The following is a 25429-nucleotide window of genomic DNA, read 5'->3' as shown; positions in this document are numbered from 1 at the left end:
ACGGTGCAATCCGGCCTCACGTTGAAATCTTGCCGATTCACGTCGATAATGGCCCGTCCGGCTGGCAGGTTCCCGTGAGCCGCCGCGGCTTGAACGACCTTCGGGCGAACATGAAATTAGTCACCAAGGGTCTGCTGCTGATCGCCGTGCCGAGCCTCGTCGAACTGGCGCTTCTCGGCGTCGTGTTCGACACGCAGGAACAGACAGCGCAGGCCGCGCAATGGGTTACCACCAGCAAGCAGATTCTTTATCAGTCGTCGGCGCTTGCCGATCCGCTGCTGCGTCAGGCCGCCCGCGTGCGGACCGGCATGGTGATCGGCGACGCATCGCTACTCGAGCGGCATACGGTGTGGATCGACATGAGCGACCGTCTGTCGAAGCTCGACGCGCTGGTTGCCGACACGCCGCAGCAGGCAGAGCGTGTCCATAAGATGAGACGCGCGATCGACGCCTATCGCGCGCAGACCGTGACCGTTGCACAGGCATTGCACGACGGCCGCAGCGGCGGCTCGCTCGCCGCACTGGAAAGTGGTGCGCTGCCGCAGCCCATCGTGGTGTTTCGCGACGAACTCGCGGCATTTGGCGAAGAGGCATCGCGTCTGGATGCAGAGCGCTCGGTGGCGCTCGCGCGGCGCCGCGCGCGTCAGCAATATGCGTTGATCGCAGCAGTCATCGGGTCCATGCTGATCTGGGCGGGCACCGCAGTTGTGTTCGCGCGCAGCATCGGGCGGCGTTTCGAGGTGTTGACCGATAACGCGGAGCGTCTCGGCAAGGGGCGCCCGCTCGCGGCGCGCCTGTCGGGCACGGACGAAATCGCCGCGCTCGACGCTGTGCTGCATCAGACCGGCGCCCGCCTGCGCGAGGCGGAAGCCGAGCAGGCATCGCTCAAGCAACGTCTTGAAGCGCGGGCGCATGAACTTGCCGGCGTCAATGAGGAGCTGCGCCAGGAGACGCAAGACAATGAGATGTTCATTTACAGCGTATCGCATGATCTGCGCTCGCCGCTCGTGAACCTGCAAGGGTTCTCGAAGGAGTTGCAGGTTTCATGCGACGAGTTGGACCGGATCGTCGTGCAAGCCCGCCTGCCGGCAGCGGAGCACAAACGCATGGCGGATATTCTCGACGGCGACGTGCGCGAATCCCTGCAATACTTGCGGGGTGCGGTCACGCAGGCGGCGGCGATCATCGAGGCGCTGCTGCGCATTTCGCGTGCTGGCCGGCTCGAATACCAGTGGCAACGGGTGAGCGTCGCGCGTGTGGTGATGCGCGTCGTCGAGAATCTGCAAGGCGTGATTCAGGAGCGCGGCGCGACCGTCACAGTGCGCGATTTGCCGCCCGCATGGGGCGACCCGGCCGCGCTCGAACAGATCTTCAGCAACCTGATCGGCAATGCGTTGACTTATCTCGACCCGGCGCGCAGTGGGCGCATAGAAATCGGTGCACTGGAGCCGGAACCCGTCGAGGCGAACGACCCGCGCGCGATCCGCATGCGCACTTACTATGTGCGCGACAACGGCCTCGGCATTCCGGCCGCCTATATGTCGAAGGTGTTCCGCGCGTTTCAGCGGTTGCACGTGGAGGTGGCGGGCGGCGACGGGGTCGGTCTGGCGGTGGTGCGGCGCACGGTGGAGCGGCATGGCGGTCGCGTGTGGGTGGAGTCCGCCGAAGGCGCAGGCTCGACGTTTTTTGTCGTGCTACCGGAACAGCCGGCACGGCTCTGACTTTGCAGGGCACAATGAATAATCGCCGCAACGCGTGGTGACTCATCCGGCATAACGGTGAGCGCGGCATCGCCGCAACGCGCAACGGAACGTGGCACAGGGCGGCAACGAGCAGGATACGGATTCGGCGCAAGTCAGGGCTTCAACCAGGCATCAGCCAGGCATCAAGCAGGCATCAACCAGGTTTCCACTAAGCATTATCCAGGCATCAACCAGGCATCAACCCGCGCACGGACTGGGACAACGGAGGGCATATGAGTCACGGGGAAACGGTCAGCATTGTCCTGATCGAAGACGACGACGGTCATGCCACGCTCGTCGAGCGCAATCTGCGCCGTGCCGGTATTTCGAATGGTTTTGTGCGCTTTCGCGATGGCCAGCAGGCTCTCGACTACTTCTTCGGCACGGACGCGCAGGGCGGGAGCACGCCCGGTGTGCACCCGCAACCGGAAGATCTGAGGAATTCCGTGGTGCTCCTCGATCTGAAGATGCCGCGCGTGGACGGCTTCGAGGTGTTGCGGCGCCTTAAGGAGTCGCCGCAAACCGCGCCGGTGCCCGTGATCGTGCTGACCACCACCGACGATCCGCGCGAGGTCGCGCGCTGCTACGAACTCGGCTGCAATGTCTACATTACCAAGCCGGTCGAGTACGATGCATTCATAGAGGCGGTGCGTCGGCTCGGATTCTTCCTGCAGGTGGTCAAGCTGCCGTCGGGGCATCGCTTCGCGCCACCTTCGTGACGCGCGCCGATTGTTCACATACTCTATAGACCTAACACACGAAGATCGCGCATGACCGAAGACGTGTCTTTGCAGCCCGCCGCCTCGATTCTCGTCGTCGACGACGACGAGGGTATCTTGCGGCTTGCACGCAAGTCGCTCGAACGCGCCGGTTGCCGGGTCGCGGTCTGCGCGAGCGTGGAGGCGGCGCGCGCACGGCTCGCGGCTGGCGGCCTCGACCTGCTCGTGCTCGATTACCAGTTGAGCGGGCCGGAAACCGGGCTCGACTTCTTCCGCCGCCTGCGCGCCGAAGGCGTGCGCATTCCGGCCATCCTCGTGACCGGTTTTACGGACGAATCGCGCGTGATCGAAGCGCTGCGCGCAGGCGTGTCCGACGTGGTGCCCAAATCGGGCGATTACCTCGATTACCTGCCCGAAGCCGTGGAGCGCGTGCTCTCGCAAGTGCGTTTGCAGCGCGCGTCCGACGAAGCGCTGCTGTTGCGCGATCGCGAGCAGCATTACCGCAACCTGTCCGAAGCGCTGCCGCACCTCGTGCTGACCTGCAATGCCGCCGGCGACTGCGATTTTCTGTCGAAGCAGTGGTACGACTACACGGGCCTCGCGGAAAACAGCTCGCATGGGCTTGCCTGGCTCGACGCAGTGCATCCCGACGATCGCGACGAGGTGCGCCGCAGCTGGCTCAAAGCCGTGGCCGGCCATGCGGGCACCTATCGGCATGAATTGCGCATACGCCGTCATGACGGCGAATACCGCTGGTTCGACGCACGCATGGTTGCCACGCGCGACAACGAAGGCAATGTCAGCAAATGGTTTGGCAGCTGCACGGATATCCATTCCGAGCGCGAGGCAATGCAGGAGCGCGAACGGCTGCTCGCCTCCGAACAGGCGGCGCGGCAGATTGCCGAAGAAGCCAACCGCGCGAAAGACCGCTTTCTCGCCATGCTGTCGCATGAATTGCGCACGCCGCTCACGCCGGTGCTGGCCGGTGCGAGCGTGCTCGAGATGATTCCCGATCTGCCGGACCAGGCGCGTGCGAGTGTGCGAATGATTCGCCGCAACGTCGAACTCGAAGCGCGGCTGATCGACGATCTGCTCGACCTCACGCGGGTGGCCAACGGCAAGCTGCGCCTGTCGCTGGAAACGGTCGACGTGCACGAGGTGATCGACAGCGTGCTTGAGCTCTTTCGCAGCGAGATTCAGGTCAAGCAGCAGGACGTGCATGTGTACAAGGAGGCGACGCACCACTACGTGCTCGCCGACCGCGCGCGCCTGCAGCAGATGCTGTGGAACCTGATTCGCAACGCCGCGAAGTTCACGCCTGACGGCGGCCATATCTACGTGCGAACGCGCGACGAACGCATGCACGTGCAGATCTCGGTGGAAGACACGGGAATCGGCATCGAACCCGATCAGATCGGCAAGTTGTTTAACGCTTTCGAGCAGGGCGACCAGAAAATGACACGGCAGTTTGGCGGCCTCGGCCTCGGTCTTGCGATCACCAAGGCGCTCACCGACGTGCATGGCGGCACTGTCACTGCGCAAAGCCCGGGCGCGCATTGCGGCGCCACGTTCACCATCACGCTGCCCACCGCGGCTGCGCCCGCGAGCACCTCGCAGGCGGTGTTGCCGGATCCGGTGCATCCGGCCGGTGTACTTAACATTTTGCTGATCGAGGACCACGTGGATACCGCGGAGGTAATGGGGCAACTGATCCGCACGCTCGGCCACGACGTCACGACAGTGGGCCGCGTGGACGACGCGCTCGCGGCCACGCAGTTGCAGACGTTCGATCTGGTCGTGAGCGACGTCGGCTTGCCGGACGGAACCGGTCTCGACTTCATCAAAGCGTATCGCGAGCATTCGAACGCGCCGGCGGTTGCGCTGACCGGTTTCGGTACCGACGAAGACGTGCGGCGTTGTCTTGCTGCCGGCTTCACATCGCATTTGACGAAGCCGGTCAACTTCTCACAACTGGAAACGATGATCGAGAACGCGATCACCTTGAAGGCGCAGAAAAAAGCCTAGCGCGCGATGGTGTTCTGCGGGCGTGCCCGCGGGTGCGTCGAGCAGAAAGAGAAAGGCCTGGCGCGACTGCGTCGCAACAGGCCTTTTTCGCGGACGCAATCTATCGCGGGTCCGGTGCGCGATGGCGGCTTCGGCTGTGACCGGCTAGCGCGGCGAGTTCTTCAGCGAGTCGCGGATTTCACGCAACAGCAGCACGTCTTCGGGCGGCGGCGGCGGTTCGGACGGCGCGGCGTCGGCCGGCTTGCGCAGATTGTTGATGAACTTCACCATCAGGAAAATGATGAACGCAAGAATGAGGAAGTTGATCAGCACCGTAATGAACGAGCCGTAACCGAATACGGCAACGCCCGCCGTCTGCAGGTCTTTATACGATTCGGGACTGCCTTTGAAGCTCGCTGGAATGGGGCCGAGGCGAAAGAACTTGTTCGAGAAATCGAGGCCGCCCGTGGCAAGGCCGACAACCGGCATGATCAGGTCTTTCACCACCGAGTTGACTATGGTGGAGAACGCGCCGCCGATAATCACACCGACCGCGAGATCCATCACATTGCCTTTGAGGGCAAATTCCTTGAATTCCTTGACCATGCTCATAGGGTTTCCTCCCGAATATCGATGACTTAATCATACCAATCTGAGACGGATAGACCAGCCCCTCAGCCGCGAAAGGCGATGCACAATCTGTTACTGCAGCAGTTACTCAGGAAACTGTGACGCGCTATGGCGTGCGCGTTCGAGATGCGCGGCAAATGTGACCGGGTCGGTGTTGGTGCCGCACAGCAGAACACCCACGCGCTTGCCGTGCAGTTTTTCGCGCAGCGGTCCGAGCAGCGCCGCGGTGGCCGCCGCGCACGCTGGCTCGACCGCGAGCTTCAGTTGTCCGAACAAGCTCAGCATGGCCGAGCGCAACTGGTCGTCGGAGACGGTGACGAGCTCGTCGATATGGCGGCGGCACAGCTCATAGCTGTATTCCTCGGTATGCGGGGCCATGAGCGAATCCGCGATGCTGTGCATATGGCCCATCTTGACCGTGTGATTCGCGGCGAAGCTTTTGCCCATTGCGTCGGCACCTTCGGGCTCGACGCCGAACACATGCACCTGCGGATTCGCGAGCCGCATCGCCGTGGCGACGCCGGCCGCGAGACCGCCGCCGCCAATCGGCACGATCACGGCTTCGAGGTCCGGCGTCTGGGTGGTCCATTCATAGCCGAGCGTGGCCGAGCCGAGCACCGTGCGATAGCCGTTGAACGGATGCACGAAGTAGCGGCCTTCTTCGGCTTCGATGCGGCGCACGAGTTCGAAGGCTTCCGCAAGATCTTCGGCGAACACGATTTCCGCGCGATACTGCCTGCACAGCGCGACTCGCGCCGGATTCGCCGCGCGAAACAGGACGACCTTCGCGCTAATGCCAAGGCGCATTGCCGCGTATGCAACCGCCACCGCATGATTGCCGCCCGACACGCAGGTAACGCCCGCGCTGCGCTGCGCTTCATCCAGAGCCAGCAGATTCGTGAAGGCGCCGCGCGCCTTGAAGCTGCCGCCTGCTTGCAGCAACTCGAACTTGAAGTTCACCACCGTGCCTTCGAGCGACGCGAAGTCGAGCCTGTCGAACACAGGCGTACGCGCCACCCACGGCGTCAGCGCGAAATGCTGCGCGGCGATGTCGTCGAGCGTGGGGATCGGCTCGCCGTCGATCGTATGGTCGGTGTGCTGCGGCGTGGCGGTTGACATGGCGTGGAGCGACAATGGGTTGATGGAGAACGCGTGAGCAGGGGAGTTAGCGCGCGTGCGCGTCCACCGACATGCTGTGGATGAACTTGTGCAGGAAGCGTTCGCATTCCACGAGCTGGTCGAGCGCGACGAACTCATTGGCCTTGTGCGCCTGCTGGATGTCGCCGGGACCGCACACGATGCTCGGAATGCCCGCCAGCGAAAACAGTCCGGCTTCTGTGCCGTAGGCGACCTTGCGCTTGTCCTGGTCAGCGGTGAGCGCGCGCACGAGTTGCGTGATGGCAGCCTGTTCGGATGCGTCGAGCCCGGGCGCCGCGGCGATCTTCGTGATCTCTATCGCAGCAGATGGATGCTCGCGCAACATTTTCGGCAGCAGCGTTTCGCGCGCGTATTGGTCGATGCGCGCGAAGATCGGCTCCGGATCGAGCGTGGGCAGATTACGGAATTCGAACTGGAATTTGCATTCCGCGGGCACCGTATTGATTGCATTGCCGCCGACAATCGTGCTGGTCTGCGCGGTGGTGAAGGGCACGTCGTAGAGTTCGTCGAACGGGCCTTGCTCGCGGAACTGATCGGCCATGTCGCGGATATAGCAGATGAGGCGCGCCGCATACTCGATCGCGTTCAAGCCCTTTGGAGTGAGCGACGAGTGCGCCGCCTGCCCGCGCACGCAGCATTGGTAAGCGTTGATGCCCTTGTGCGCCACGATGGGCCGCATGCTGGTCGGCTCGCCCACAATGCAGCCATCCGGCTTCACGCCGCGCTTCATCAGGTCGGCGATCATGAGCGGGGCGCCGGCGCAGCCCACTTCTTCGTCGAACGAGAAGGCCAGGTGGATCGGTTTGGCGAGCTTCGTGCGCTGCATGTCCGGCACGAGTGCGAGCGCCGCGCCAATGAAGCCCTTCATATCGCAGGTGCCGCGGCCATACAGCTTGTCGCCGCGAATTTCAGGCTTGAACGGATCGCTGTCCCATTGTTGTCCATCCACCGGCACCACGTCGGTATGGCCCGACAGCACGACGCCGCCGTTCGTTTCGCCGTCGTGCGCGGGAATGGTCGCGAACAGGTTGACCCATTTGCCGGTCGCGTCGTGCGTGAGCGTGGCTTCGATGCCGGCGCCGCGCAATTCGTCGCGCACGGTTTCTATCAGGCCGAGATTGGGGTTGCGGCTCACGGTGTCCATCGACACCAAACGGGTGACCCAGGGAAGCGAGACAGGCGTGAGGCCGGATGAAGAACCAGATGCAGCAGAGGATGAAGCAGCGGACGTTTGCGAGGACTGCGCTGTATCAGCGACATGAGACATGACAAGACTCCGGCATTTGAGTCTTTCGATCATACCGAAAAAACGCTGCGCATATCCGCCCGCACGCTGCGACGCGCGCGTTGCGCGCCGCAGCATTGCGGAAAAGTGCTAGCGCCGGGTGCACCCGCATGCGGGCCGGGCGGTTCAGCGCGCCGCGCTGGCCGCGGCCGCTGTGCCGCGGCTCGGCGAACCGAGTGCGCGCAAGGTTTCCTTCACCGTCGCGATACGCACTGCAAGGTCCGGACTGCGGGTCTCGATGCGCAGCTTGTCCTGGCCGGCCAGTTTGATGTGCTTGTGCTTCTGCACCATCTCGATGATCCGCATGGCGTCGATTGGCGGATTCGGAATGAACTGCAAGCCGATCACCGCTTCGCCCGCGTCGATCTTCGAGATACCCAACGGCTTGGCCGCGAGCCTCAGACGGTGGGTTTCCACGAGTGCGAGCGCCTGCGGCGGCAGCTTGCCGAAGCGGTCGATCAACTCTTCCTGAATGCCGTCGATCGAGTCGTTGTGCTCGCAGTTGGCAAGCCGTTTGTAAAGCGACAGACGTTCCTGCACGTCGCCGCAGTAGTCGGCCGGAAGAATCGCGGGCGCATGCAGATTGATTTCGGTGGTGGCGGCAAGCGGCGCCGTGAGATCGGGCTCCTTGCCGTCCTTTAGCGCCTTCACGGCGTCGTTCAGCATGTCCGTGTAAAGCTGGAAACCGATCTCGTGAATTTCACCCGATTGCTTGTCGCCAAGCACCTCGCCCGTGCCGCGAATCTCCAGGTCGTGCATGGCCAGATAGAAGCCCGACCCGAGTTCCTCCATCTGCTGGATGGCTTCGAGCCGGCGCTGCGCCTGCTTCGTCAGACCTTGCGGATCGTGCACGAGCAGATACGAGTACGCCTGGTGATGAGAGCGTCCCACACGGCCACGCAACTGGTGCAATTGCGCGAGACCGAACTTGTCCGCGCGGTGAATCAGAATGGTGTTGGCGCTCGGCACGTCGATGCCGGTTTCGATAATCGTCGTGCACAACAGCACGTTGGCGCGCTGCGCGACGAAGTCGCGCATGACGCGTTCAAGCTCGCGTTCGTGCATCTGCCCGTGCGCGACTGCAATGCGTGCTTCGGGCACGAGCGCTTCGAGCATCTGCCGCCGGTTCTCAATCGTTTCGACTTCGTTGTGCAGGAAGTACACCTGGCCGCCGCGCTTCAATTCGCGCAGCATCGCTTCGCGAATCACGCTTTCTTCCTCGCGGCGCACGAAGGTCTTGATCGCAAGGCGCTTTTGCGGCGCGGTGGCGATAACGGAGAAATCGCGCAGGCCTTCGAGCGCCATGCCGAGGGTGCGAGGAATCGGCGTGGCGGTGAGCGTGAGCACGTCCACTTCCGCGCGCAGCGCCTTGAGCGCCTCTTTCTGGCGCACGCCGAAGCGGTGTTCCTCGTCGATGATCACGAGCCCGAGCCGCTTGAACTGCACGTCGGAAGAGAGCAGCTTGTGCGTGCCGATCACGATGTCCACGCTGCCTTCGTTGATCTGCTGGATCGCCGCGTTCACTTCCTTGGTCGACTTGAAGCGCGACAGTTCGGCTATGCGCACAGGCCAGTCGGAGAAGCGGTCGCTGAAGGTTTGCGTGTGCTGTTCCGCGAGCAGCGTGGTGGGCGAAAGCAAAGCCACCTGCTTGCCGCCCATTACCGCGATGAACGCCGCACGCAACGCGACTTCGGTCTTGCCAAAGCCTACGTCGCCGCACACGAGGCGGTCCATCGGCTTGCCGCTCGTCATGTCGCCGATCACCGCGGCGATGGCGGCGGCCTGGTCCGGCGTTTCCTCGAAGCCGAAGCTCTCGGCGAACTTCACGTAGTCTTTCGGCTCCAGCGCGAACGCATGACCCGAGCGCGCGGCGCGGCGCGCATAGAGATTGAGCAACTCGGCAGCCGTGTCGCGGATCTGTTGCGCGGCCTTGCGCTTGGCCTTTTCCCACTGGCCCGAACCGAGCGAGTGCAGCGGTGCGCTTTCCGGGTCCGCGCCGCTGTAGCGGGAGATGACGTGCAACTGTGCGACCGGCACGTAGAGCTTGCTGTCGCCCGCGTATTCCAGGTGCAGGAACTCGGTTTCGCCTTCGCCCAGATCCATTGTGACGAGGCCCATGTAGCGGCCAATGCCGTGCTGCGAATGCACGACCGGATCGCCCACCTTGAGCTCGGACAGGTCGCGCACCATCGAGTCGACGTTGCTCGCCTGTTCCTGACGGCGGCGCCCCGCGCGCCGCGCGAGCGGCCCGTAAAGCTCGGTTTCGGTGATGATCGCAATGCCGTCGGCCGGCACGGCAAAACCGTTCGCGAGCGGCGCAACGCCCAGCGAGAAACGCGCGTCGCCGGTGAGCCAGTCCTGGAAGCTGTCGCTCGACTCCGGCTTCAGATGGTTGTCGGCAAGCAGTTGCAACAGCGTTTCGCGCCGGCCCGCCGATTCGGCGGCGAACAGCACGCGGTTCGGCGTGGTCTGGAGGTAGGCGCGCAAGGCCGAGACCGGGTCGTCTGCGTGACGGTCGATGGCAAGGTTCGGCAAGGGTGTCGCCCAACCGCCGCCCGCGTTGATGGGCAGCACGAGCCGCGCGAAGGGCTTGGCGAGCGTGAAGAAATCCTCGTCCGTGAGAAAGAGGCGCTGCGGCTCCAGAATGGGCCGGTCGCGATCGTGCGACAGGAAGTTGTAGCGCTGCTTCGTGTCGTTGGTGAAGCGCCGGATAGCCGCCTCCAGATCGCCGACGAACGCGAGTTGCGCGCCTTGCGGCAAATAGTGGAAGAGGGTGGCCGTGTCGTCGAAGAAGAGCGGCAGATAATATTCGATGCCCGCCGACGGCACGCCGTTGCCGATGTCCTTATAGATCGACGCGCGGCTCGGATCGCCTTCGAACGTTTCGCGCCAGCGGCTGCGAAATGCGGTGCGAGCGGCTTCGTCGAACGGAAATTCGCGGCCGGGCAACAGACGCACGTCCTTGACCGGATAGAGGCTGCGCTGCGTGTCCGGGTCGAATGCGCGGATCGAATCCACCTGGTCGTCGAACAGATCGATCCGGTACGGCAGGGGCGAGCCCATCGGATAAAGATCGAGCAGCGAGCCGCGCACGCAGTATTCGCCGGGACGCACGACCTGGCTCACGTGTTCGTAGCCGGCGAGCGTCAACTGCGACTTGAGCTTCGCCTCGTCGAGGCGCTCGCCTTGCGAGAACGAGAACGTATAGGCGGCCAGGAACGACGCGGGCGGCATCCGGTAGAGCGCCGTGGTGGCGGGCACGAGCAGAATGTCGCAGCGTCCCTCGCCGAGATCGTGCAGCGTGGCGAGCCGCTCGGACACCAGGTCCTGGTGCGGCGAGAAGGTGTCGTAAGGCAACGTCTCCCAGTCGGGCAAAAGACGCACGCGCGCCTCGGGCGCGAAAAAGCCGATTTCCTGCGACAGACGCTGTGCATCGACGGCGCTTTCGCACACGACCGCGAGCAACGGCACCTTCTCGCGCGAGGCGTGATGGTAGCGGGCAATGAGCAGGGCGTCGGACGAGCCGTGCGTGCCGTCGAAGGCAAAACGCTGGCCGGCCTTGACGAGCGCGACGGGCGAGGAGTACTGCGATGATGCGGCGATATCTGGCATAGAAAGGAAAAGGCGGCCTCGGGCTCACACGAACAGGCAAGTTTACGCGTGTCGGGGCGTGGATGCGAAGGACCTATTATAAAATCCGTCCTTTACTTTCACCTCGCGGCATCCGCACTCGTGACTTCCCGCTTATTTGCCCTGATTCCGTGCGCGGGCACCGGCAGCCGTTCCGGCGCCGCGATGCCCAAACAGTATCGCACCGTCGCCGGGCGCGACATGCTGCATTACTCGCTCGCCGCGTTCGACGCCTGCAGCGAATTCGCGCAAACGCTCGTTGTGATCGCGCCCGACGACCAGCACTTCGATGCGCGACGCTTCGGCGGCCTGCGCTTTGCCGTGCGCCGCTGCGGCGGCGCGTCGCGCCAGGCGTCGGTGCTGAACGGTTTGCATGCGCTCGCCGAGTTCAACGCGCGCGACGACGACTGGGTGCTGGTGCACGACGCGGCGCGACCCGGCATCACGCCGGGCCTGATCCGCACGCTGACGGCCGCGCTCAAGGACGACCCTGTCGGCGGCATCATGGCCTTGCCGGTGGCGGATACGCTCAAGCGCATGGACCGCGCGTCGCCGGAGAACCGCATCGCCCGCACCGAAGCGCGCGATGGACTGTGGCAGGCGCAGACGCCGCAAATGTTTCGCATCGGCATGTTGCGCGACGCGATTCTGCGCGCGCAGGCCGACGGCCACGATCTCACCGACGAAGCTAGCGCGATCGAATGGGCCGGGTACGCGCCGAAGCTCGTGCAAGGCAGCTTGCGCAATTTCAAGGTGACCTATCCGGAAGATTTCGATCTGGCCGAAGCGATTCTCATGCGGCCTGCGGCGGCGTGACAGGTTTTCGATTTTTCAGCTAACCGACTTGTGGACCTGAGGATTTGACGCAGATGGATTTCAGAATTGGGCAAGGCTACGACGTGCATGCGCTGGTGCCGGGGCGTCCGTTGATTATCGGCGGGGTGACGATTCCTTACGAGCGGGGCCTGCTCGGCCATTCCGACGCCGACGTGCTGCTGCACGCGATCACCGACGCGCTGTTCGGCGCGGCCGCGCTCGGCGACATTGGCCGTCATTTCTCGGACACCGACGCGAAGTTTGCGGGCGCCGACAGCCGTGTGCTGCTGCGCGAGTGCGTGGCGCGCGTGAAGGCCGCGGGCTTCTCGATAGCGAACGTCGACAGCAGCGTGGTGGCGCAGGCGCCGAAGCTCGCGCCGCATATCGAGGGCATGCGCACGAACATCGCCGCCGACCTCGGGCTGCCCACCAACAAGGTCAACGTCAAAGCGAAGACCAATGAGAAGCTCGGCTATCTCGGCCAGGGCGAGGGTATCGAGGCACAAGCCGTGGTGTTGCTGATCAAGAATCAGGCGTAGTTCTTCGGCATTCGAACGGCCTGAAAGGGCGGCGGCGCACGGTGGCGAGGAGGTTTGCCGCCGTGTGCGTTCTCGATCAAACCTGCTTCTTTCGTCGCGGCGCGTCAGTCAGCAAGTGCATGCGCTGCCTGGCGACTGCATACTTCTCTGCACCACCGCGACCGACCTCGCAGCTTAACCTTCGGCCTGTTCCGCTGCGATGCACTGCGCAGCCGCATTGATCACCGCGGCAATGCGGCCCACGTCGCGCAATTGCGTGGAGCTCATGCCTTCAGCTACCAGAGTATCGAAGTGCGACTTCACGCAGAAATGACACTTGCCGATGATCGAAGCGGCCAGTGCATACATTTCGAAGCGCCGCTTGTCCACGCCGCCATGCGACGCATACGCGTTCATGCGTAACTGCGCCGGTTGCGATTTGAGATCCGCGTTGTCCGCCATCTCCACATACGGATACCAGACGTTGTTCATGCCCATCAGCGCGGCGGCGGTGAGCGCGCCATTGGTCTCTTCGGGAGAGAGCACGCCCGCGTTGCGAATCGCGTTGACGATCGCGGTGCTTTTCGCGGCAAAGGCCGCGGCCAGCGCGACGCCGACCGCGTCGTTGCCTTCTAGCGACGAGCGTGCAATCGTGCCGTCGAGATTCAAGCGGATGTCTTTCGCGTAGTCGGGTACGAGCGCCTTAATGGAAGACAAGAACTCCATTGTTATCTCCTATCAGGATGTCGATAAAAAAGCCCGCTGCTTTTTCAAGCGTGGCGGGCCTGGATCGGCACGGCTTTACAGCGTGGCGCCGCCGACTGCGCGGTTGCACGGACACAGCTCGTCCGTTTGCAGACCGTCGAGAATACGCAGCACTTCCTCAGGATTGCGGCCGACGTTCAGGTTGTTCACGGAAACGTGCTGGATTGTGTTGTCCGGATCGACAATGAACGTGGCGCGCAATGCGACGCCCGCTTCCTTGTCGCGCACGCCGAGCTGGTCGATCAGCTCGCCCTTCACGTCGCCGAAAGAATAGTGGTTGAGCTTGCTCAGGTCCTTGTGCTCGCGGCGCCACGCGAGCTTGACGAATTCATTGTCGACGCTGCCGCCTAGCAACACTGCGTCGCGTTCTTCGAAGTCTTTGGCGAGCTTGCCGAATTCGACGATTTCCGTCGGGCACACGAAGGTGAAATCCTTCGGATAGAAATAGATGATTTTCCACTTGCCCGGGAACGACTGCTCCGTGATCTCTTCGAACGCCGAAACGCCGTTTTCCTCATGATTGTTAAAGCCAGGCTTGGCAGCGGTGACGGTGAACGCTTCGAGTTTGTCGCCAACGGTTTTCATGCGAGTGCTCCTTCGTGTGTTGGAAAAAACAGCATGTTGAGGCTACCAGCTCGTCATCACGAGCGCGTGTCAGGCTTTTAACTATAGCTCTATTGAACTATCGGCTCAATAGTTTTTTTCTAACGACCCGGATAGTTATTATTCAACGGAGCGGGCATTGCTAGTGCATGGGCGCTTTGCAGGCGCGTTGCGGTGGACCGCTAGGGCTATGCGCCTCGCGCGAGCGGAAACTCGATCGTGACCTCGAGCCCCGGGCCTGGCGTGCGATTGCGCAAGCGCAGCGCGCCGCGGTAGCGGCCGACGAGCCGCTGCACGATTGCCATGCCGAGACCGGTGCCGTTCGCCTGCGTGCGAGCGGAATTCACACGATAGAACGGGCGTGTGACGAGCGCGAGTTGATCTTCCGGAATGCCGGGGCCTTCGTCGACCACGGAAAGCTCGACCCGCGAGTGCGACACGCGCGTTTCCAGAATCACATGCGGAATGCCGTCGCCGTCGCTCAAACCGTACTTGCGCGCATTTTCCAGCAGATTGCCGACCACCCGCCGCATGTCCGTTTCGTCCGCTTCGATCACCGCTGATGGCGCTAGTCGCGTGATCAGCCGCATGCTGTCCTCGCTCTGCATGCGCGCGGCGAGTTCGCCCGCGATCACGGAGAGATCGACAGGCTCCGGCACGCGTTGCACCGGGCGTGCGTAGTCGAGGAAGCGGCCGATGATCATGTCCATCTGCTCGATGTCGTCGACCATTGCGTCTTTGGTGCTCTGATCCGACGGGCTCATTTCGGTTTCCAGCCGCAGCCGCGCGAGCGGCGTGCGCAGGTCGTGCGAAATGCCTGCGAGCATCAGCGCGCGGTCGGCCTCCAGCTGCTCGAGGTCGCGCACCATCTGGTTGAAGCTGCGGTTAGTTTCGGCGGCCACGCCCATGCCGCGCTCGGGCAGCGGCTCGGGCGACTGTCCCGAGCCGACCTTGCGCGCGGCCATGGCGAGCCGCGCGAACGGCCGGTTCACGAGACTCGTGATGAACGCGGCGCCGAACAGGGACAGCGCGAGCGCGAACACGCCCCAGCCGGCCCACTGCAGGCCCGTTGCATTGTCGAGCTGATCGCGGTCGAGGGCGACCCAGTAATCGTCGTCGTCGATCTTGAAGCTGATCCAGACGCCGGGAATGTCGTTGACGCTTTGTGCAATCACCGTGTCGTCGCCGAGGCGGCCGCGAATGTCGTGTTCGATCAGCCGGTTCAGCGACTCGTCGGGCTGAAGCTTGTACTTGTCGGTGGTTTCGCGCGGATACACGCGCACCCCTTCATTGCTCTCCAGGTCCTGCAGCAGGGCGCGCCGCAGGTCAGGATCGGAATAGAGGAGTGCGGTGCGCGTGAGCTTGACGATGGCGACGAGCTGCAAGGCCACGCGCTGCGCGCGCGGCTCGCGCTCGATCACCCGGAAGCTTTGGAACCACGCGGCGAGACTGACTGCGATCAACAGCGCGATCAGCAGAAACGTCCGCCAGAAAAGGCCGCCGAACGCGAGCGTCAGGAGGCGCCGGTCGATCCGCATGGGCCCTTCTTATCTGAAATCAAATACAGGAGACGTGAACAAACTCAGGCTGCGCCGTCGGGAATGAACACGTAGCCAAGACCCCAGACGGTCTGAATGAAGCGCGGGCTGCCCGGGTCCGGTTCGATCAGTTTGCGCAGACGCGAAATCTGCACGTCGAGACTGCGGTCGAACACTTCGTACTCGCGGCCGCGAGCCAGTTCCATCAACTTCTCGCGCGACAGCGGCTGGCGCGGATGGCGCGCGAACACCTTGAGCACGGAGAACTCGCCCGTGGTCAGCGGAATTTCCTGGCCTGCCTTGGTGAGCGTGCGCGTTGCGAGGTTGAGCGCGAACTCGCCGAACTCGAACACCTCGGTGGTTTCGGACGGCGCGCCCGGCAGCTCGGACGGCGACTGGCGGCGCAGCACTGCGTGGATTCGTGCGACCAGTTCGCGCGGATTGAAGGGCTTCGGCAGGTAGTCGTCAGCACCCATTTCGAGGCCGACGATACGGTCGACATCTTCGCCTTTTGCCGTCAGCATGATGATCGGCGTGCGGTCGTTGCTGCCGCGCAGGCGCCGGCAGATGGACAGGCCGTCTTCGCCTGGCAGCATCAGGTCGAGCACCAGCAGGTCGAAGCGCTCGCGCACCCACAGCTTGTTCATGGACGGCGCGTTCTCCGCGACGTAGACGTTAAAGCCTTGTTCGCCAAGGTAGCGGCGCAGCAGATCGCGCAGGCGCGGATCGTCGTCGACGACGAGGATTTTCGAAGGGTTTTTGGTTTCCATGGTCGGCATCTTAGCGCGATTAGAAAGTAGTGCGCGTTTGCATCATTTATCGAGTTACAGTCAGTTACAAAATTTACCCCGCCTGTGGCACGCCGTAAAGCGGCGCCAGTTAGACTCCTTTACTGAATGCGGCTGTTCGGTGGATACTTCACTCGACTAAAACCCACGCGCCCGGCTCGTTACCGGGTTTGTCACTCGCATTTGAGGTAGCCGGTTGCCGCGCCACGAAGGGAACAACATGAAGGGAGGGGTTTGGCCGAATGTGCGCCTAAGCGTGATCGCACTGGCGGTTGCCGGTACGCTCGCAGGCACATTGGGACCAACGCTCGCCCATGCCCAGCCTTCTGCCGACAGAGCGGCGAGCGAGCGCGCGTCCCGGTCCAGCAATTTGAAGCCCAACCGTCGCAGCTCGAACAGCGAGCGCCCTGCGTCAGACGTGATGTTGCGCACCGCAGTTCCCCCCGATCTCGATCAACGCCGTCGTGATGGACATATGACGCCGGACGAACGGCGCCTCCTCAGGCAGCATATCGAAGACGCCGTGCGCGAGCTTTATAAGCGGTAAGCTGCTGCTCTGCGCTGGTGGTCCGCGCCGGTATTGGTGCGGCTTGTTGCGAGCTTTGACATCGTTTGGTCTTGCGCGTTTTCTTCCGCTTTTTTCTGCTTTCCTTCCCTTTCTTCAATGGCGCGGCACACCTCGTCACTGAATCGCGCATCCGCCTGAGCACGCCATGAAACGACGCAGCTTTCTTTCTCTGAGCGCCGCCGGCGGCACGGCGCTCTGGCTGCCTAATGTCTTCAGCGCAGGTCGTTCCACGCACACGGCACCTCGCGCCTCGACGCCCGCACGCGATAACGGCAGGCTGCTGATCCTGGTCGAACTGAAGGGCGGCAACGACGGCCTCAACACCGTGATCCCGTTTGCCGAGCCGGCGTACTACCGGCTTCGCAAGAACATCGCGCTCAAGCGCGAGCAGGTGATTCAACTCGATGAGCGCACTGCGCTGCATGCATCGCTGGCGCCTCTGCTGCCCGTGTGGCGAAGCGGAGAACTCGCGATCGTCCAGGGCGTCGGCTACGCGCAGCCAAACCTGTCGCATTTTCGTTCGACGCAGATTTGGGACACGGCGTCGCACCGGGACGAGTATCTGCGCGAAGGTTGGCTTGCTCGTGCGTTTGCGAGTGTGCCGTCGACGGCTGATCGCGCCGCTCACGGCGTTGTGATCGGCAGCGCGGAACGGGGGCCGCTCGCGCAGGATGGCGCAACGAGCGCACCGGTCGGCGACGTTCAGGCGCGCGGCAACTACAGTGACGTGGCGCAAGCATGGGCTTTTCAGCCGCCGCGCGTGCATAGTCCGTTGCCAATGTCGGAGCGGTTGGCATGCAGCGCGTTTGGCGCATCGATAGAAAAGGCGATGCAGATGATCGCGGCCGGCCATATGGCGGATTCGCAGGCAGGGCGCGCATCGCAGAGGTTGCGGACACCGCTGACATCGGCCACGTCGCCCGCGTCGCAGACATCGGCGACATCGGCGACATCGCACGCATTTCAGACGCCGCCGACACTGGCGTCCGAGAGCGGCGCCGTGGCGGCTATCCATCTCACGCTAAACGGCTTCGACACGCATCGTAATCAGCCGGACCGGCACCGCCTGCTGCTGACGCAGCTTGCCGAAGGCCTCACCGCAATTCGAATGGCGCTGGTGGACCTCGGACGCTGGAACGACACGCTGCTGATGACCTACAGCGAGTTCGGGCGGCATCCGCGTGAAAATGACAGCCGCGGCAGCGATCACGGCAGCGTGGCGCCGCATTTCGTGATGGGCGGACATGTCGCCGGCGGCCTGCATGGTGCGCGGCCACAGTTCGGCCGGCTGGACGGCGACGGCAACCTGCCGGTCGGCGTCGATTTTCGCCGGCTCTACGCGACGGTGGTCGGACGCTGGTGGGGCCTGGACGCGCACGGGATCTTGCGGCAGCACTTCGAGCCGCTGCCTCTGCTGCGCGTTTGACACGCGGGCGCGACGCCGAAGCCCGTCTGTGCTGCGCCTACTTCGCGCGCCAGGCGATCCACAGCTTGCGGATCGGCGTCAGCGCGATCCGCTGATGCAGCACGTGGTAACCGTCACGCTCTATTTCGTCGAGCAGTGCGGACGCGAGCGCGCCTTGCGCAAGCAGCGTGCGCTGCGCGCGGCGCTCGCGGCCCGGCACTGCGGCGAGCGCGGCATGCAGGGCATCGCGTGCGCGCTTCGTTTCAAAGCGCATGAGCTCCGTGAACGCATCGGTATATTTCCGGTTGATCAGATCCGCGGCTGTCACGTTGAAGCGCTGCATTTCGTCAATGGGGATGTAGATGCGACCGCGGCGCGCATCGTTGCCCGTTTCCACCACGAGTTGCGCGAGGAGCAGCGCCTCGCCTAGCGGCGCGGACCAGGCCGGGGCTTCGGTCGCCGTCGCGGCCTCGTTGCTCGCCGCGCGTGCCACTAGCGCCGCGAACGTGCCGCCCACCGCCTGCACATAGCGGCGCAGGTTCGGATAGTCGAGGTAGCGGGCCTGGTCGAGATCCATCTCGAAACCGCGCAGCAATGTCTGTAATGCCGGGTACTCGGATTTGGCGTCGGGCAGCGAGGCTGCGAGCGCTTTCGAAACCGGGTGCGTGGGCGAGCCGGAAGCCAGCGCGCCCAGTTCGTTTTGCCACCACGCGAGCTTCGTGCGGCCAATCGCAGGGTCGCTGACTTCCTTCACCGTTTCCTCGAACTCGCGGCGCAGCGCGAACAGCGCGGTCAAACGCGGCTGACTGGCTGCGGGAGCTTGCCGAAGCGCGTAGTACGTGCTCGATCCGGGGGGCGCCGCTTTTTGCTGGCAATATTCGTCGAAATTCACGGCTTGGAGTGTGGGGAAGGGGAAGCGAAGCGCGCACCGGGCACGGGCGCGAAGCCGAAAATTGTAGCATCGGCAGGACACGGCGGCTGTGCGGCGCTTGCCTCGCGAGATGCGCGGCAGTTGCAGACAAGTGCAAATCAATGCGTTAGAATCTCGCGCTTAACGCTTTTGGGCGCGTACATCCGGACGCCGCGCAGAGCATGCAGGACATCGGGCGGGGCGCACAACGCTTGCCCGGCTGCGAGGGTGGCGAAATTGGTAGACGCACCAGGTTTAGGTCCTGACGCCCGCAAGGGTGTAGGGGTTCGAGTCCCCTCCCTCGCACCACGTACTAATAGCAAAAACCCCGTCAAGTGCTTGCACTGGCGGGGTTTTTGTTTTGGCGGCGCACATGATGCGAGCCCGCATGCCGCCGCCGCGATCAGGCTTGTGAAGTGGGCGGCGTTTCGCTGCCGGGCAGATCGGCCTGTGCGGCGCCCTCGAGAAAGCGCCGGGTCGATTCGAACGCCTGCAGCATCTGATCGGGCCACGGCGTTTGCAGCATGACGGCCTGATGGTTTTCGAATGCCGACGACAACAGCTTCGCCAGTTCCGGCGAGCGCAAATGGCGCAGCAGCACGCTGACCGCAATCGCCGTTGCCTGGCTTGCGCCGGCTGTCTGCAGTTCCGAAGCGGTAAGCGCCGCGACCTGTTTATTGATGTCCACTGAAACTTCCCTGAAATAGTTCTGGATGACTGGATTCGCACACCGCACGGTATATCGAGTCCCAAAGGAACCAATAACGGGTGGACGGCGGCGGATTGCGGAATTTTGACACGGTTGGCAGCCCGACGCGAATGCAGCGGTGGACTCGCTCTCGCTAACACGACGTTCGCGCGGTTGCGTGCGCTTTGCCGCCGCGCTCATCTCGCAATGGTTTCGCAATACACGGTCCGTATCAGTTTTGCCTGGGGCAGCGAAGCGGTCGATTAATCGCTGCGCGCACGTCGCATAATGGATTGCAAAAGCTGAAGGGCAATCCGGCGGCCGCTGTCCGGCAGCGGGTGGGATACGACTTCAAGCGGGTTTCAATCGGTCTGCCTTCCACTCGTCAAAAGCTTCGAGCGGAACGCTGCTTGTAAAGCCCGCTGCCCATGTTATCCTGCGCGCCGATTTTCGCGGGTTGCCATTGCAATATTGGCGAATAGTCGTTGCGACAGCGCGTTGTTATCAGACGGACAGTGCCGAATAAACAATAAAAGAGGATGCGATGAGCGTGATATTTGTCGTGCTGGGCGCGGTGGTCGGCATACTGGCTTCGTTATCGAACGATCTTCCGCTCGGCTATGGCGCACTGTTCGGCGCGCTCGCGGGTCTGGCGCTGGCACGTCTGCGCACAAAAGATTCCGCGAGTGTCGCGCATCCGCCGTTGCCGGGCGCCTCCGCAACGGCCGCCTCCGGTGCGCCCCGTGATCTTGCCGCCCGGGTCGAGTGGCTGGAACGCGAGCTTGTCACGCTGCGCAGCGAAGTTCGGCAACTGCGGGACGCTTCGGATCTTGCTCCTGCCGAGGGCGCGCCGGACGTGTCCGGCACGCCGTCAATCCAGGCGGGAAGCGTCGCCACGATGGACGACCCGTCCGCCGCGCTCGTTCCCAGCCATCCCTTTGCGATTCCTCCGCAGGACGCCGCGACGCCGGCAGCGAATGGGTCGGCGGTGCAGGCGTCGGCGGTGCATGCGTCGGCAACCGCGGACGCCGCGGCATCGATCGATCGGCAGATGCAGACTCCGGCAACGATGCCTGCTAGCGTGTCTGCTCGAGCCGCGGCCGCCGGATCACCGCCAGCCGGGACTCCGGCCGCACCTGTGCGCGGCCCCGGTCTTGTCGAGCGCGTCGTCAAAGCGGGCCGCGACTGGCTCTTTGGCGGCAATACCGTGGTGCGCGTCGGCATCGTCGTGCTGTTCTTCGGCATTGCCTTCCTCCTCAAATACGCGGCCGACAACAGTCTGTTGCCGGTCGAGCTCCGCCTCGCCGGAGTCGCTCTTGCCGCGACGGTCTTACTCGGGTTCGGCTGGCGTATCGGCGAGAGCCGCGGCGCCTACGGACTCGTGCTGCAAGGCGGCGCGGTCGGCGCGCTTTATCTGACTGTGTTCGCCGCAACCCGGCTGTACCACGTGTTGCCGAGCGCCGCGGCTTTTCCACTGATGATCGCGACCTGCGCACTGAGCGCGTTTCTCGCAATACGTCAGGACGCGCCCTCGCTTGCGTTCATGGGCAGCGCCGGCGGATTTCTCGCGCCGCTGCTGCTGTCGACCGGCGGCGGCAGCCATGTGATGCTCTTTAGCTACTACGCGCTGCTCAACGCGGGCATCTTTGCGATTGCGTGGTTCAAGGCATGGCGTGCGCTGAATCTGCTCGGGTTCGTATTTACGTTCTCGATCGGCGCGGCGTGGGGCGCGACTGCCTATCGTCCCGAACTGTTCGCGAGCACCGAGCCGTTCCTGATTCTCTTTTTCCTCATGTACGTGGGTATCGCGCTACTCTACGCGATTCGCCGTGAACTGACGCTCAGGCATTACGTCGACGGCACGCTGGTGTTCGGCACGCCGCTCGTCGCGATGGGGCTGCAGTCCGCGCTGATGCGCGGCACGGAGTTCGGGCTCGCGTGGAGCGCCGTAGCGCTCGCGGTCTTCTATCTGGCGATATCGGGCTGGCTCGCGCCGCGCCGTGCGCGCCTTGGCCTGCTGTTCGACTCGATGTTCGCGCTCGCTGTGATCTTCGCCACGCTCGCCGTGCCGCTCGCGTTCAGCGGGCCGACCACGAGTGCAACGTGGGCGATAGAAGGCGCTGCGGTGACGTGGCTCGCGGTGCGGCAACGTCGCATTGTCGCGTTCGGGTTTGGCCTGCTGATGCAACTGGCCGCGGCGGGTGCGTTCGTCGTGGACGGCGTCATGCATTTCGAACACACGGCCGCCTTGCCGGTGCTCAACGGCGCCTATCTTGCCAGTGTGCTGATTGCGCTCGCGGGCGTTTTCACCGGATGGCGCTTGCATGGTCGCAGCGAAGCGCGCGACTGGCACGCATGGATGCCGCAGACCGGTGTCGTCGCGAGTATCTGGGGGCTCTTGTGGTGGGTAGCGGGCGGGCTCAACGAGATTCATACCTACCTGTATGCCTTCCTCGCAAGCGATCGTGAGCGTGCCGGCGCGGCGCTCATCGGGCTCTTTGCGGCGCTTAGCGCGTGGCTCGCTCACGGCGCGCGCCGCAGGCTGCTTTGGCCGCTTGCCGAGTGGCCGGCGCTTGCGCTGGTCCCGGTGCTCGCCGCGCTTACAGTCAGCGTGTTCTCGCTGAACACGGCGCCGGTCAGCGGCTATGGCTGGCTGGCCTGCGCGCTGATCGCCGCGCCGACCTACGCGCTGCTGTGGCGTCAGCAGCGGGCGGTCGGCGAGCGGATTCTCGCGCCGCTGCACACGCTGATGTTCTGGAGCGTCGCTGCACTCGTCGCGCTGCAAGGCTACTGGACGTTGCGCGCGTACGTACCGGAGGGCGCATGGAGTTGGAGCGCGTGGGCCTATGGCTTTGGTACGCTGCTGTTGCTGCTGGCCGGCGTCGCGCAGCGTTTGCGCTGGCCGGTCGCGCGCTTTACGCATGCCTACCAGGTGTGGGCCGCAGTGCCGCTCGCCGCCCTGTTGTGGATGTGGAGCATCGCGAGCGTGATGAGCGACGGCAGCGCCGCGCCGCTCTTCTGGCTGCCGCTCGTGAATCCTCTCGACGTTGCGCAGATACTCGTGTTCGTCGCCGGCGCGGTGTGGCTCCGCCGGCTGCGCGCACTCGGCGTGCAATGGCACCGGCGCCCGTTCGACTACGCAGTGCTCGCTACCTTCTTCCTCTGGTTCAATGCATTGCTGCTGCGTACGCTGCATCATTGGGTCGGCGTGCCGTACGAGTTCGCGCAGATGTCGCAGTCGACGCTCGTGCAGGCGTCGCTCTCCGTCTTCTGGACGCTCTGTGCGCTGGCGATGATGATCTGGGCGACCCGGCGCGCGAGCCGTATCGTCTGGTTTATCGGTGGCGGGCTGCTCGGCGCGACCGTCGTCAAGCTGTTCCTGTTCGACCTGTCGCACGTGAGCGGGATCGAGCGCATCGTATCGTTTATCGGTATCGGCGTAATGTTGCTGTTGATCGGCTATTTCTCGCCGTTGCCGCCCAAGCTGGTTGCCAGGGAAACTGAACAATGAAGCATCTTCTGAAAGTGACGGGCTGGTGTGTCGCGTTCGTCGGCGTGGGCGTCGCAGCGCCAGCCTGCGCCGAAGAGTTCGCTCGGCGCTTTGCGCTCCAACTGCAAGAGGGCGCGACCTGGTACAGCGTCAGGCTACCGGCCGCTGTCTATGCAGCCAGTCAGCGCAATGATCTTGGCGACGTTCGGGTATTCAACGGCGCGGGCGAACCCGTGCCGTATTCGCTCGAGGCTCCGCGCGAGGCGGTTCGCACGCCGCCCTCGCTGCGGGCGGTGCGATGGTTCCCGCTACGGCCCGCTTCGGCCGGCCAGGCGGGCGCGCCGTTTGGCGTGACGATCGCAGCCGATGGTTCGTTACGCGCAACCGCCCCTCCGCCTGGGCGAGCGCAGCACGATACCGATCTGATCGATGCGGGCGAGGCGGCGCACGAGGGCCGCGCGAGCGCGCTCGTAGTTCGCCTGCGCGACGACAATTACCAGGGGCGCGTCGCGGTCGAATCGAGCGACGATCTGCGCAACTGGCAAGCCGCCGGTGACGCGCAAATCCTGAAGGTGAGCTACAACGGCAGCACGCTGAGTCAGGACCGTATCGAACTGAACGGCGCGCATGCGCGCTATCTGCGTGTCCATTGGCTCGACGGCGCGCCCTATCTCGAATCAATCGACGCGGAAGTGCAGGCGGCCGGTGCCGGGCGCGCGCAACCCGGCGACTCGCAACGGGAGTGGCGCGAGGGCATCGTCGCGCATGCGGGCCCGAAGGCCGGCGAGTATTTCTTTTCGACGGGCGGCTCGTATCCCGTCGATCGCTTGCGGCTCGCTTTGCCGCAGCCGAACACGGTGGCGCCCGCCGCCGTCTATTCACGCGGCGAATTGGGCGGGGCGTGGCGCGAGGTGACGAGTGCGACGCTCTTTCGCCTGCATAACGGCGATGTCGAGCAGAACAATCCGGCGCTGCAATTGACGCCGGATACGGATCGTCACTGGCGCGTAGTCGTCGATACGCGCAATGGCGGTCTTGGCAGCGGCGCGTTGACCATCGCGGCGGGATGGCGCCCGGCCACGCTGACCTTTGTCGCACGTGGATCGGCGCCGTTTTCGATTGCCGTGGGCAATGCCTCTGCGGTGTCGACAGCGGTGAGCCGCGACGAGTTGCTGATGGGCGCGTCGTCGGTGATTGCCACGGCCCAAGTCGGCGAGCCGCTGGCGGTTGCGCAGAGTGGCAACACGCCTGCGTCGGCGAATCCTGATGCGTACCGTCGCTACCTGTTATGGGGCGCCTTGCTGCTGGCCGTTGGCTCGCTCGCGGCCATTGCCTGGCGGCTTGCGCGAAGCGTGTCGCCGCGCGGCATGTCGGCGGGCGATGCCGCGGCTGCTATGCCAGGTGCTGTGCCGGGTGCGATGCCGGGTGCGATGCCGGGCGCGATGGGAGGGTCTATGCCAGGCGCGCTGGGCGGTGGCGGTGGCGTTGCGCAGACGGCGGGCGGCGCGATGGATGCGGTACAGCCGGCGAGCGGGTCGTCGCAGGGCGCGGTGAATCCGGCGGCCAGTGGCGCGGCAAGCTCTACAGACGCCGGGCACGCGCGCGACGGCAACGCCTGACATGATGGATGCGCGTGCAACTAATTCACGCGCGCGCATTCGATGTTGCTCGAGCGTCGCGCGCCTTACTCGTCGCGCGCGGTCATCGTTTCAATGACCTTGTCGAGCGCTTCGCCTAGCGCGAGCTTTTCTTTTTCGTCGAGGCAATCGAACAGATCGCCGTTCCATTTGCGCGCAATCGGCATAATCCTGCGATACAGTGCACGCCCTTCGGGCGTGAGCGACACGAGCACTACGCGGCCGTCTTCGGCACTGGCTTCGCGTTTCACGAGCCCTTGTCTTATCAGACCTTCGGCGGCGCGGCTCGCCTGGCTCTTGTCGAGATTGGCATGCCTCGCGAGCTCCATGATCGAGAACGGTCCGAACGATCCCACCGACGCGATCACGCGAGCTTCCGGCAATGTCACACCCAGCTTGTCCTGATAACGCTCGCTGATCCCGCGCTCAGCAAGCTTGTTCAGTACATGCAGACGATAGGTAAGGAGCTGTTCCAGGCCAGCTTTGGCGGAGTCCTTCATGGTCTTCCCGTGATGAGTGGCGCGGTTGTGGCGCT

At 64.0% G+C, this 25429-nt stretch carries 20 protein-coding genes and 1 tRNA gene; 10 read left to right on the top strand and 11 right to left on the bottom strand.

Annotation, left to right across the window (positions count from 1 at the left end; all coding sequences use genetic code 11):
* Nucleotides 1–110: 110 nt before the first annotated feature.
* From JNB89_RS09810 to JNB89_RS09800, 3 genes are all read left to right on the top strand, one after another.
* Nucleotides 111–1721, top strand: a complete 1611-nt coding sequence (locus JNB89_RS09810) for a sensor histidine kinase (RefSeq protein WP_135893598.1) — start codon at nucleotides 111–113, stop codon at nucleotides 1719–1721.
* Between the two features lie 254 nt (nucleotides 1722–1975).
* Nucleotides 1976–2461 carry a response regulator gene (locus JNB89_RS09805; protein WP_135893599.1) on the top strand — a complete coding sequence of 162 codons (486 nt, stop codon included), beginning with the start codon at nucleotides 1976–1978 and terminating at the stop codon, nucleotides 2459–2461.
* 51 nt (nucleotides 2462–2512) lie between these two features.
* On the top strand, nucleotides 2513–4486 hold the full coding sequence (locus tag JNB89_RS09800; protein WP_135893600.1) for a hybrid sensor histidine kinase/response regulator: 1974 nt from the start codon (nucleotides 2513–2515) through the stop codon (nucleotides 4484–4486).
* 144 nt (nucleotides 4487–4630) lie between these two features.
* Here the strand turns inward: JNB89_RS09800 and mscL are convergent, their stop codons facing one another.
* The 4 genes from mscL to mfd form a co-directional block, all read right to left on the bottom strand.
* Nucleotides 4631–5077 carry a large conductance mechanosensitive channel protein MscL gene (mscL, locus tag JNB89_RS09795; RefSeq protein WP_013339162.1) on the bottom strand — a complete coding sequence of 149 codons (447 nt, stop codon included), beginning with the start codon at nucleotides 5075–5077 and terminating at the stop codon, nucleotides 4631–4633.
* Nucleotides 5078–5179: 102 nt separating this feature from the next.
* Nucleotides 5180–6214, bottom strand: coding sequence for a threonine/serine dehydratase (locus tag JNB89_RS09790; protein ID WP_135893601.1), 1035 nt, complete (start codon nucleotides 6212–6214; stop codon nucleotides 5180–5182).
* Between the two features lie 46 nt (nucleotides 6215–6260).
* The gene (gene argE, locus JNB89_RS09785) at nucleotides 6261–7520 is read right to left on the bottom strand and encodes an acetylornithine deacetylase (protein ID WP_220362059.1); all 1260 of its coding nucleotides are present in this window, start codon (nucleotides 7518–7520) and stop codon (nucleotides 6261–6263) included.
* A 144-nt stretch (nucleotides 7521–7664) separates the two neighbouring features.
* The gene (gene mfd / locus JNB89_RS09780; RefSeq protein WP_220362058.1) at nucleotides 7665–11150 is read right to left on the bottom strand and encodes a transcription-repair coupling factor; all 3486 of its coding nucleotides are present in this window, start codon (nucleotides 11148–11150) and stop codon (nucleotides 7665–7667) included.
* 120 nt (nucleotides 11151–11270) lie between these two features.
* Between mfd and ispD the strand changes: the two genes are divergently transcribed.
* Together ispD and ispF are read left to right on the top strand one after the other, a co-directional pair.
* A complete protein-coding gene (gene ispD / locus JNB89_RS09775) occupies nucleotides 11271–11984 on the top strand; it encodes a 2-C-methyl-D-erythritol 4-phosphate cytidylyltransferase (RefSeq protein ID WP_220362057.1) in 714 nt (237 codons plus the stop codon).
* A gap of 53 nt (nucleotides 11985–12037) precedes the next feature.
* Nucleotides 12038–12523, top strand: a complete 486-nt coding sequence (ispF, locus tag JNB89_RS09770; RefSeq protein WP_220362056.1) for a 2-C-methyl-D-erythritol 2,4-cyclodiphosphate synthase — start codon at nucleotides 12038–12040, stop codon at nucleotides 12521–12523.
* A 174-nt stretch (nucleotides 12524–12697) separates the two neighbouring features.
* Here the strand turns inward: ispF and JNB89_RS09765 are convergent, their stop codons facing one another.
* From JNB89_RS09765 to ompR, 4 genes are all read right to left on the bottom strand, one after another.
* The gene (locus JNB89_RS09765; protein ID WP_135893606.1) at nucleotides 12698–13228 is read right to left on the bottom strand and encodes a carboxymuconolactone decarboxylase family protein; all 531 of its coding nucleotides are present in this window, start codon (nucleotides 13226–13228) and stop codon (nucleotides 12698–12700) included.
* Between the two features lie 75 nt (nucleotides 13229–13303).
* Nucleotides 13304–13852, bottom strand: a complete 549-nt coding sequence (locus JNB89_RS09760) for a peroxiredoxin (protein WP_006048915.1) — start codon at nucleotides 13850–13852, stop codon at nucleotides 13304–13306.
* A gap of 206 nt (nucleotides 13853–14058) precedes the next feature.
* Nucleotides 14059–15408, bottom strand: a complete 1350-nt coding sequence (locus JNB89_RS09755) for an ATP-binding protein (protein WP_013339169.1) — start codon at nucleotides 15406–15408, stop codon at nucleotides 14059–14061.
* 44 nt (nucleotides 15409–15452) lie between these two features.
* The gene (gene ompR, locus JNB89_RS09750; RefSeq protein ID WP_006048917.1) at nucleotides 15453–16187 is read right to left on the bottom strand and encodes an osmolarity response regulator transcription factor OmpR; all 735 of its coding nucleotides are present in this window, start codon (nucleotides 16185–16187) and stop codon (nucleotides 15453–15455) included.
* Nucleotides 16188–16416: 229 nt separating this feature from the next.
* Here ompR and JNB89_RS31020 point away from each other — a divergent pair, with 229 nt between their 5' ends.
* Entirely contained in the window at nucleotides 16417–16743 is a 327-nt protein-coding gene (locus JNB89_RS31020) for a hypothetical protein (protein ID WP_013339170.1), read from the top strand.
* Nucleotides 16744–16909: 166 nt separating this feature from the next.
* Nucleotides 16910–18190, top strand: coding sequence for a DUF1501 domain-containing protein (locus tag JNB89_RS09745; RefSeq protein ID WP_220362055.1), 1281 nt, complete (start codon nucleotides 16910–16912; stop codon nucleotides 18188–18190).
* 37 nt (nucleotides 18191–18227) lie between these two features.
* Here JNB89_RS09745 and JNB89_RS09740 read toward each other — a convergent pair whose 3' ends face one another.
* Nucleotides 18228–19061, bottom strand: a complete 834-nt coding sequence (locus JNB89_RS09740) for a squalene/phytoene synthase family protein (RefSeq protein ID WP_220362054.1) — start codon at nucleotides 19059–19061, stop codon at nucleotides 18228–18230.
* Nucleotides 19062–19301: 240 nt separating this feature from the next.
* Between JNB89_RS09740 and JNB89_RS09735 the strand changes: the two genes are divergently transcribed.
* Nucleotides 19302–19388 (top strand) — tRNA-Leu (locus JNB89_RS09735).
* Between the two features lie 94 nt (nucleotides 19389–19482).
* Here the strand turns inward: JNB89_RS09735 and JNB89_RS09730 are convergent.
* Entirely contained in the window at nucleotides 19483–19767 is a 285-nt protein-coding gene (locus JNB89_RS09730; protein WP_135893609.1) for a hypothetical protein, read from the bottom strand.
* Between the two features lie 544 nt (nucleotides 19768–20311).
* Here JNB89_RS09730 and JNB89_RS09725 point away from each other — a divergent pair.
* Both JNB89_RS09725 and JNB89_RS09720 read left to right on the top strand, forming a co-directional pair.
* Complete coding sequence (locus JNB89_RS09725) at nucleotides 20312–23278, top strand: DUF2339 domain-containing protein (protein ID WP_220362053.1); 2967 nt, start codon at nucleotides 20312–20314, stop codon at nucleotides 23276–23278.
* A complete protein-coding gene (locus JNB89_RS09720) occupies nucleotides 23275–24876 on the top strand; it encodes a DUF3999 domain-containing protein (protein ID WP_220362052.1) in 1602 nt (533 codons plus the stop codon). Before JNB89_RS09725 ends, JNB89_RS09720 begins: the two co-directional genes overlap by 4 nt.
* A 65-nt stretch (nucleotides 24877–24941) precedes the next feature.
* On the opposite strand, the gene JNB89_RS09715 is transcribed toward JNB89_RS09720, so the two are convergent.
* Entirely contained in the window at nucleotides 24942–25394 is a 453-nt protein-coding gene (locus tag JNB89_RS09715; protein ID WP_013339176.1) for a MarR family winged helix-turn-helix transcriptional regulator, read from the bottom strand.
* Nucleotides 25395–25429 lie beyond the last annotated feature (35 nt).

The sequence above is a fragment of the Paraburkholderia phenoliruptrix genome (genome assembly GCF_019511605.1).
Classification (GTDB): domain Bacteria; phylum Pseudomonadota; class Gammaproteobacteria; order Burkholderiales; family Burkholderiaceae; genus Paraburkholderia; species Paraburkholderia phenoliruptrix_A.
This window is presented reverse-complemented; position numbering and strand designations above follow the sequence as displayed.

Excerpts from the sequence above, each read along its gene's own strand:
- JNB89_RS09790 (WP_135893601.1), bottom strand. The coding sequence starts at position 6,214 with ATGTCAACCGCCACGCCGCAGCACACCGACCATACGATCGACGGCGAG.
- JNB89_RS09760 (WP_006048915.1), bottom strand. The coding sequence starts at position 13,852 with ATGAAAACCGTTGGCGACAAACTCGAAGCGTTCACCGTCACCGCTGCC.
- JNB89_RS09805 (WP_135893599.1), top strand. The coding sequence starts at position 1,976 with ATGAGTCACGGGGAAACGGTCAGCATTGTCCTGATCGAAGACGACGAC.
- ispF (WP_220362056.1), top strand. The coding sequence starts at position 12,038 with ATGGATTTCAGAATTGGGCAAGGCTACGACGTGCATGCGCTGGTGCCG.
- JNB89_RS09810 (WP_135893598.1), top strand. The coding sequence starts at position 111 with ATGAAATTAGTCACCAAGGGTCTGCTGCTGATCGCCGTGCCGAGCCTC.
- argE (WP_220362059.1), bottom strand. The coding sequence starts at position 7,520 with ATGTCTCATGTCGCTGATACAGCGCAGTCCTCGCAAACGTCCGCTGCT.
- JNB89_RS31020 (WP_013339170.1), top strand. The coding sequence starts at position 16,417 with ATGAAGGGAGGGGTTTGGCCGAATGTGCGCCTAAGCGTGATCGCACTG.
- mscL (WP_013339162.1), bottom strand. The coding sequence starts at position 5,077 with ATGAGCATGGTCAAGGAATTCAAGGAATTTGCCCTCAAAGGCAATGTG.
- JNB89_RS09745 (WP_220362055.1), top strand. The coding sequence starts at position 16,910 with ATGAAACGACGCAGCTTTCTTTCTCTGAGCGCCGCCGGCGGCACGGCG.
- JNB89_RS09715 (WP_013339176.1), bottom strand. The coding sequence starts at position 25,394 with ATGAAGGACTCCGCCAAAGCTGGCCTGGAACAGCTCCTTACCTATCGT.
- JNB89_RS09800 (WP_135893600.1), top strand. The coding sequence starts at position 2,513 with ATGACCGAAGACGTGTCTTTGCAGCCCGCCGCCTCGATTCTCGTCGTC.
- JNB89_RS09720 (WP_220362052.1), top strand. The coding sequence starts at position 23,275 with ATGAAGCATCTTCTGAAAGTGACGGGCTGGTGTGTCGCGTTCGTCGGC.
- JNB89_RS09765 (WP_135893606.1), bottom strand. The coding sequence starts at position 13,228 with ATGGAGTTCTTGTCTTCCATTAAGGCGCTCGTACCCGACTACGCGAAA.
- mfd (WP_220362058.1), bottom strand. The coding sequence starts at position 11,150 with ATGCCAGATATCGCCGCATCATCGCAGTACTCCTCGCCCGTCGCGCTC.
- JNB89_RS09725 (WP_220362053.1), top strand. The coding sequence starts at position 20,312 with ATGAGCGTGATATTTGTCGTGCTGGGCGCGGTGGTCGGCATACTGGCT.
- ompR (WP_006048917.1), bottom strand. The coding sequence starts at position 16,187 with ATGCCGACCATGGAAACCAAAAACCCTTCGAAAATCCTCGTCGTCGAC.
- JNB89_RS09755 (WP_013339169.1), bottom strand. The coding sequence starts at position 15,408 with ATGCGGATCGACCGGCGCCTCCTGACGCTCGCGTTCGGCGGCCTTTTC.